This is a genomic window from Flavobacterium sp. (assembly GCF_044368995.1).
Taxonomy (GTDB): Bacteria; Bacteroidota; Bacteroidia; order Flavobacteriales; family Flavobacteriaceae; genus Flavobacterium.
This window is the reverse complement of record NZ_JBIPMS010000086.1, coordinates 1-7213: the sequence shown is the minus strand read 5'-3', so window position 1 is coordinate 7213 and position 7213 is coordinate 1. Positions and strand designations below refer to the sequence as shown.

Genomic DNA, 7213 nt, shown 5'->3' with positions numbered 1-7213 from the left:
TGTTGATGCTTCAGCAACTATCGGAAATCATACAAAAATAGGAGCAGGGGTGTATATTGGTCCTAATGTAATTATTGGAGAAAACGTAATTATTTATCCAAACGTAACCATTTTAGATGAAAGCACTGTTGGAAATCAAACTACCATTTGGTCTGGAACTGTAATTCGAGAGCGTTGCCATATTGGAGGTCATTGTATTATTCATCCAAATGCGACTATTGGTGCGGATGGCTTTGGTTTTCGTCCAGATCAAGAAAGAGGATTAGTTAAAATTCCGCAAATTGGGAATGTCATTATTGGAAATGGTGTAGAAATTGGTGCGAATTCTTGTGTAGATAGAGGAAAATTCAGTTCTACAATTGTTGGAGACGGCTGTAAAATTGATAATTTAGTACAAATTGGTCACAATAGTAAATTGGGTAAATTTTGTATTATGGCAGGGAACTCTGGTTTAGCAGGTTCGGTAACTTTAGGAAATGGCGTAATTATCGGCGGAAGTGCTTCAATAAAAGACCATACGGTAATTGGCGATGGTGCTATAGTTGGAGCAGGTTCTGGAGTTACTGGCGATATTCCTGCTGGAAAAGTGATGCTGGGCTATCCAGCAGTAGAAGCAAGAGATGCGCTTAAACAATGGGCAATTTTGAAAAGATTGGTAAGAGATGCTAATAAATAATAAATTAAACCTGACAGGTTTTTGAAACCTGTCAGGTTTAAAATTAGAAACCTAATTCATTTTCTATTGTAAAATAATTGCCTTTTTCTTTATGTACATTTTTAAAATTATCTACATCATTAAAAATTTCAATTACTTCTTTTCTTTTTAGTTTTGTTGGCTTTTCAGAAAGACAACTAATATAAGAACTCCAAGGATATTCAACAGGGTGGGAACAAATTTTATGATGAACTGGATTGTTATGTATGTAGGCAATTACATTTTGTAAATACGTATCAAAATTAATTTGTTTTCTTCTAAATGGTCTTTCAAATAAAGCACCATGTCGGATATATCTTTTATTATATGCTTTTGTGTAGGCATTAAATAAATTTGAAAATGATTGTGAAGGCAAAATGATTTTTTCTTTATTGATTTCAGAAAACTCTTTTACTCTAATTAAGAAATGAAAGTGATTTTTCATTAAACACCATGCGAAAGTTTCAGCAATTGGGTCAATATGAGTTTCGAAAAGTTTAAGAAAGTGTTCGTAGTTTTCTTTTTCTTTAAATAGTGTTGTACTATTTATTCCACGATTGTAAATATGGTAATAGTTACCGTGTTCTAAGGCTTGTATCATAATTGTTTGGCGTTTATTAAGATACAAATATAAAAAATGTTTCGATAATTACAAACCTGACAGGTTTTTGAAACCTGTCAGGTTTAAATACATTTAATCCTCAATAAGAACTTCTAAAATACTGATTGCGGCTTCACTAATTTTGGTTCCAGGACCAAAAACAGCAACAGCGCCTGCATCAAACAAAAATTGATAATCTTGCGCTGGAATTACACCTCCAACAATTACCATAATGTCTTCACGACCATATTTTTTTAATTCTTCAATTACATGAGGTACTAAAGTTTTGTGTCCTGCAGCTAAAGATGAAACACCTAAAATATGTACATCATTTTCCACAGCTTGTTTCGCAGCTTCTGCTGGCGTTTGAAACAACGGACCAATATCGACATCGAAACCTACATCAGCATAACCTGTTGCAACTACTTTTGCACCTCTGTCATGGCCGTCTTGTCCCATTTTAGCAATCATTATTCTTGGTCTACGCCCTTCTTTTTCAGCGAATTTGTTGGCTAATTGTTTTGCTTTTTCAAAACTAGCATCATTTTTTATGGCTTTACTATACACTCCACTTATCGATTTAATTTGCGCTTTATGACGTCCAAAGACCACTTCTAAGGCATCACTAATTTCTCCTAAAGTTACTCTATTTCTTGCGGCTTCAACTGCAATGGCTAATAAATTTCCATTTCCTGTTTTGGCGCATTCTGTTAATTCTTGTATGCTTTTTGCTGCTTTATTGGCATCTCTTTTCGCTTTTATATCAGCCAATTGCGCTACCTGTTGGTTGCGCACCATATCGTTATCTACATCTAAAATATGTAACGGATCTTCTTTTTCTAAACGGTATTTATTTACGCCTACAATAATATCTTGTGTGCTGTCAATACGTGCTTGTTTACGTGCGGCTGCTTCTTCAATTCGTAATTTCGGAATTCCAGCTTCTATGGCTTTTGTCATTCCGCCTAAAGCTTCTACTTCTTCAATTAATGCCCACGCTTTTTCTGTAATTTCTGCCGTTAAACTTTCCACATAATAACTTCCCGCCCAAGGATCTACTGTTTTACAAATTTTAGTTTCTTCTTGTAAGAAAATTTGCGTATTTCGAGCAATTCTTGCAGAAAAATCTGTTGGTAAAGCTATGGCTTCGTCTAAGGCATTAGTATGTAAAGATTGCGTGCCGCCAAAAGCAGCTGCAGCAGCTTCAATTGTAGTTCGAGCTACATTATTAAATGGGTCTTGTTCGGTTAAACTCCAACCAGATGTTTGACAATGTGTCCGTAAAGCAAGAGATTTTTCGTCTTTTGGGTTAAACTGTTTTAGTAATTTTGCCCAAAGCATTCTTCCTGCACGCATTTTAGCAATTTCCATAAAATGATTCATTCCAATTGCCCAAAAGAAAGATAGGCGAGGAGCGAATTCATCAATTTTCATTCCTGTTGATAATCCTGTTCGAATATATTCTAAACCATCTGCAAGTGTATACGCCAATTCAATATCGGCAGTGGCACCGGCTTCTTGCATATGATAACCAGAAATGGAAATGGAATTAAATTTTGGCATATTATTGCTGGTATATTCAAAAATATCGGCAATAATTTTCATAGAAGGCGTTGGTGGATATATGTACGTATTTCGTACCATAAATTCCTTTAAAATATCATTTTGTATGGTTCCAGCTAATTGGTTTGACGATACGCCTTGTTCTTCTGCAGCTACAATATAGAAAGCCATTATTGGTAAAACCGCTCCATTCATAGTCATAGAAACCGACATTTCGTCTAACGGAATTTGGTCGAAAAGAATTTTCATATCTTCCACCGAATCAATGGCTACGCCAGCTTTTCCTACATCGCCTTGTACACGAATATGGTCAGAATCGTACCCACGATGTGTGGCTAAATCAAAGGCAACGGATAGTCCTTTTTGTCCGGCAGCTAAATTTCGACGGTAAAATGCATTGCTTTCTTCAGCTGTTGAAAACCCAGCATACTGTCGAATTGTCCAAGGTCTACGAACATACATTGTGCCATAAGGGCCGCGTAAATTTGGTGCAAAACCAGCTCCAAAACCAATATGTTCTAATTCTGAAATATCTTCTTTGGAGTAGATTTTTTTTAAATCAATGTCTTCAGCTGTGTGGAAGCTAGTTTCGTTACTTTCGACTTCCGACTTTCGACTTTCGACTTTCGACTTTTGACTTTCGACTAATTGTATATGTTGTATGTTTTTTCTCATAGTTTATTCTTCTAAAGCCAAACGTTCCTGCTCAACTTTTTCGGCTAATCGTTTTTCAATAATCGGTACAATTAGCGTTTTTCTATCTTTTGTTTTTACGAAAGGAAACAACTCTAAATCGTGTTTCATTTTGTCGTTCGGATTTGGATATTTGTTTGTTCCAAGTAATATTTCTTTACCTGAATTAAATAACTCTTGTTCTTTTTGTGCGCTTTCTGAAATTTTTCTTTGGATGGTTCCTTCAATTAATTGTGTGATGAAGCCTCCATTTGCTTCAATTTCTTTAAATATTTCTAAAGCTTTTTCTGCTAATTGTTCTGTTAAACTTTCTATATAATACGCACCATCAGACGGATTATTTACTTTGTCGAAATAACTTTCCTCTTTCAGTATTAATAACTGATTGCGTGAAATCCTGTCCCCAAACTCGTTATCTTTATGATAAATGGCATCGTAGGCTAAATTAGAAATCGCATTAGCACCACCTAAAATAGCCGACATACATTCGGTTGTGGTTCGTAACATATTTACATTATAATCGTAAATTGTTTTGTTGCGTTTTGTTGGTGTGGCTATGATGTGACAATCAAAATTATGCTTATACTCTGTAGTTAATGTTTTGAAAAGCAAGCGCAAAGCTCGAAGTTTGGCAATTTCAAAAAAGTAATTGGTTCCAATAGCCACTTCAATTGTAATCGGTTGATTAATTGATGAAATTCTATTCAAATATTCATTAATATGGGCTATGGTGTACGCCAATTGTTGCACCATATTAGCACCAGAATTTTGATAAATTCCTGATTGAATCTTTAAAAATGGAATACTCGAGTTTTTGGAAATTTCATTAAGTTTTTGAAAGTCTAAATTCAAATTTTCGAACCAATTTCCATCTTTGCATAATTGCCCAACTGGATCTACTTGAATGATGAAATTATAAGAATTAGTTGTAGCAAAATCATTTAAAAATTTTACATATTCTGGAGATAGAAAAGGTAAATTGAAATAATAAACTACATTTCCTAATGGCAAATTAGTCATTAGTTTTGCGATGTCAATTTTATCGGATTCTATCGTAAAATGAATACTTTCTGCACCGCGGTTTAAACTTTCTTTTGCCTTTTTGTTAGACATTTGAATGTCATGAACAAAAATTTGCTGTAGAATTGTAAAAGTAGTGGTATTTGTATTTGAAGTATAGGCAGAAATGTTATCGTCTGAATGGTAAAATGGTTTTACTTTTATTCCTTCTAAACTTTCCCAAATTAAGGTATCATTATAATCTGCTCCTTTTAATTCAAATTGGATTTGTTGTTTCCATTGTTTAGATGAAACGGTATTAAAATCTTGAAATAATTTTGTTTTCATTGACTTGTTTTTGATTTTGAAAACTTATTTTTTGATGGTTACTTTATGGCTTCAAGTAAACTGTCTTTTATTTTGTCTTCTTCAAACTCTATGATGTAAATATCTTCGCTGTCCTTTTTCATAAAGTATTTTTCACGAGCATATTTTTCGGTCATATTATCGTTTTTAAGATTTTTTATTTTCACACTGTCTTTTGCAATTTCAGATTTATAATATTTTTTATTATCGTTTAATTCATCAATTTGCTCGTTTAAAAAACGATGTTCAAAATAGGAATAATTATCAAAAAAAAGCATCCAAATAATGAAAGCAACAAGTGTTAAATAATATTTATTTCCTAAAAAGTTTAGAAAAGGAAATTTTTTTAGAAGTAGTTGAAATTTCTTAATCATTATTTTTCAATTCTTTGATTAATAACCGCTCGCACTACATCAATGGCTACCGTATTGTATTTGTCGTTTGGAATAATAATATCTGCAAAAGCTTTTGTTGGCTCGATAAATTGATCGTGCATGGGTTTCAAAGTAGTTTGGTATCGAGTTAAAACTTCATCCATATCTCTACCTCTTTCTGCAATATCTCGTTTGAGTCTACGAATTAATCGCTCATCAGAATCCGCATGAACAAATACTTTAATATCAAATAAATCACGAATTTCCGGATTTGTAAAGATTAAAATTCCTTCTACAATCATTACTTTTCTTGGGTGCGTGCTAATGGTATCATCAGTTCTATTGTGCGTTACAAAAGAATAAATAGGTTGGTCTATTACATTACCGGCTTTTAGCTCTTTTAAATGTGAAATCAACAATTCGAAATCTATAGCACGTGGATGGTCAAAATTAATTTTTGTACGTTCCTCGTATGATAAATTGTTAGTCTCTTTGTAATAAGAATCCTGAGAAATTACGCCAACTTCTGTAGCAGGTAATTCGTTCATAATTTGATGTACAACTGTAGTTTTTCCACTACCAGTACCTCCAGCAATACCAATAATAAGCATAATAGTATCTTTAATTTACACAAAGATAGAAATATATACTATAAAAAAAATTCTATCTCTAGAGAAAAGATAGAATTTAATTAAATATTTTTAAAATAAATTAGTTATTGATTAATTGTAATAATTCATTTATTTTTTGTGGTGTGTTGAATGCTCCATTAAAAGATGTGGAGACTGTTGCGGAACTTTCATCTTGTACGCCACGTGAAGAAACGCAAAGATGTTTGGCGTCAATAATTACCGCAACATCTTCTGTTTCTAAGGCAATTTTTAAATCTTCGGCAATTTGCATTGTCAATCGCTCTTGAACTTGAGGTCGTTTTGCATAATACTGTACAATCCTATTTAATTTAGATAAACCAATTACTTTTCCCGAAGAAATATATGCTACATGAGCTTTCCCAAAAATAGGCACAAAATGATGTTCGCAATTTGAATAAAAAGTAATGTTTTTTTCTACCAACATTTGATTGTACTGGTATTTATTTTCAAAAAGCGCCATTTTTGGCTTATTTTTTGGATTTAATCCAGAAAAAATTTCCTCAATATACATTTTTGACACTCGTTCTGGTGTGCCTTTTAAAGAGTCATCGGTTAAATCTAAATCTAATGCCTTCATAATCTCAGTAAAATGAAACGCAATAATTTCTTTTTTTTCTGTATCCGATTTTGTAAACGCATTGGCTACCATCGGCGTTTCTAGCGAGGTAAATAAATGGTCATTTCCAATATCTTCTAATGATGTATTTGTTAACGTATTATTTTCAGATTTCATCTTTTATTTTTTTGTTTAACAAAAGTAGTTAATTATTAAACAAAAATTTAATTTACAGGTAATTAATTTTTATATAGTGCCATAAATAATTAATATTGAAAAAAAAAGTGTGTTTTAGAGAAAATTTTGAATTTTGATATGTTAGAAGTAGTATAATTAAAAACGACTTCAATTTAGATTGAAGTCGTTTGTCGGGGTGGCAGGATTCGAACCTGCGGCCTTCCCGCTAGGGCGGGACGCGATAACTTTCAGTTTTTGTTTAAATCTTCTAAATATCGTTTAGCACCTCTTTTCTTTATCTTCTTTTCCAGCAGGATTGCTTCGCTTCTAGTTTCGCACATAAAAATTTGTACAAGTTCCCAAGGAATGCCATATTTTGTGGACAAGGAAAATCCCGAATTATGTCGGTTTAATCGATCTTCAATATCTGAAGTTTGTCCGATATAGTATTTCGATTTCGATGAGCTAAATAAGATGTATACGTAAAACATGTTGAATCAAATAAAAACGACTTCAATTTAGATTGAAGTCGTTTGT

General features: G+C 32.9%; 8 protein-coding genes. 1 reads left to right on the top strand and 7 read right to left on the bottom strand.

Going from position 1 to position 7213, the window contains the following annotated elements:
• On the top strand, positions 1 to 676 hold a 676-nt coding region (gene lpxD / locus ACIQ2I_RS06820), incomplete at its 5' end, for a UDP-3-O-(3-hydroxymyristoyl)glucosamine N-acyltransferase (protein ID WP_396181680.1).
• Positions 677 to 719: 43 nt separating this feature from the next.
• On the opposite strand, the gene ACIQ2I_RS06815 is transcribed toward lpxD, so the two are convergent.
• The 7 genes from ACIQ2I_RS06815 to ACIQ2I_RS06785 all read right to left on the bottom strand — a co-directional run bounded on the left by ACIQ2I_RS06815 (position 720) and on the right by ACIQ2I_RS06785 (position 7167).
• Positions 720 to 1295, bottom strand: a complete 576-nt coding sequence (locus ACIQ2I_RS06815; protein ID WP_396181679.1) for a transposase — start codon at positions 1293 to 1295, stop codon at positions 720 to 722.
• A 93-nt stretch (positions 1296 to 1388) separates the two neighbouring features.
• The gene (gene scpA, locus ACIQ2I_RS06810; RefSeq protein ID WP_396181678.1) at positions 1389 to 3533 is read right to left on the bottom strand and encodes a methylmalonyl-CoA mutase; all 2145 of its coding nucleotides are present in this window, start codon (positions 3531 to 3533) and stop codon (positions 1389 to 1391) included.
• A gap of 3 nt (positions 3534 to 3536) precedes the next feature.
• Entirely contained in the window at positions 3537 to 4898 is a 1362-nt protein-coding gene (locus ACIQ2I_RS06805) for a methylmalonyl-CoA mutase subunit beta (RefSeq protein WP_396181677.1), read from the bottom strand.
• Positions 4899 to 4936: 38 nt separating this feature from the next.
• Positions 4937 to 5290, bottom strand: a complete 354-nt coding sequence (locus ACIQ2I_RS06800; RefSeq protein WP_396181676.1) for a septum formation initiator family protein — start codon at positions 5288 to 5290, stop codon at positions 4937 to 4939.
• Positions 5290 to 5901, bottom strand: a complete 612-nt coding sequence (gene udk, locus ACIQ2I_RS06795) for a uridine kinase (RefSeq protein ID WP_396181675.1) — start codon at positions 5899 to 5901, stop codon at positions 5290 to 5292. Before udk ends, ACIQ2I_RS06800 begins: the two co-directional genes overlap by 1 nt.
• Positions 5902 to 6001: 100 nt before the next feature.
• Complete coding sequence (gene folE, locus ACIQ2I_RS06790; RefSeq protein WP_396181674.1) at positions 6002 to 6676, bottom strand: GTP cyclohydrolase I FolE; 675 nt, start codon at positions 6674 to 6676, stop codon at positions 6002 to 6004.
• Positions 6677 to 6924: 248 nt separating this feature from the next.
• Positions 6925 to 7167, bottom strand: coding sequence for a GIY-YIG nuclease family protein (locus ACIQ2I_RS06785; protein ID WP_396181673.1), 243 nt, complete (start codon positions 7165 to 7167; stop codon positions 6925 to 6927).
• Between the last annotated feature and the right edge of the window lie 46 nt (positions 7168 to 7213).

Excerpts from the sequence above, each read along its gene's own strand:
- ACIQ2I_RS06815 (WP_396181679.1), bottom strand. The coding sequence starts at position 1,295 with ATGATACAAGCCTTAGAACACGGTAACTATTACCATATTTACAATCGT.
- scpA (WP_396181678.1), bottom strand. The coding sequence starts at position 3,533 with ATGAGAAAAAACATACAACATATACAATTAGTCGAAAGTCAAAAGTCG.
- ACIQ2I_RS06805 (WP_396181677.1), bottom strand. The coding sequence starts at position 4,898 with ATGAAAACAAAATTATTTCAAGATTTTAATACCGTTTCATCTAAACAA.
- ACIQ2I_RS06800 (WP_396181676.1), bottom strand. The coding sequence starts at position 5,290 with ATGATTAAGAAATTTCAACTACTTCTAAAAAAATTTCCTTTTCTAAAC.
- udk (WP_396181675.1), bottom strand. The coding sequence starts at position 5,901 with ATGCTTATTATTGGTATTGCTGGAGGTACTGGTAGTGGAAAAACTACA.
- folE (WP_396181674.1), bottom strand. The coding sequence starts at position 6,676 with ATGAAATCTGAAAATAATACGTTAACAAATACATCATTAGAAGATATT.
- ACIQ2I_RS06785 (WP_396181673.1), bottom strand. The coding sequence starts at position 7,167 with ATGTTTTACGTATACATCTTATTTAGCTCATCGAAATCGAAATACTAT.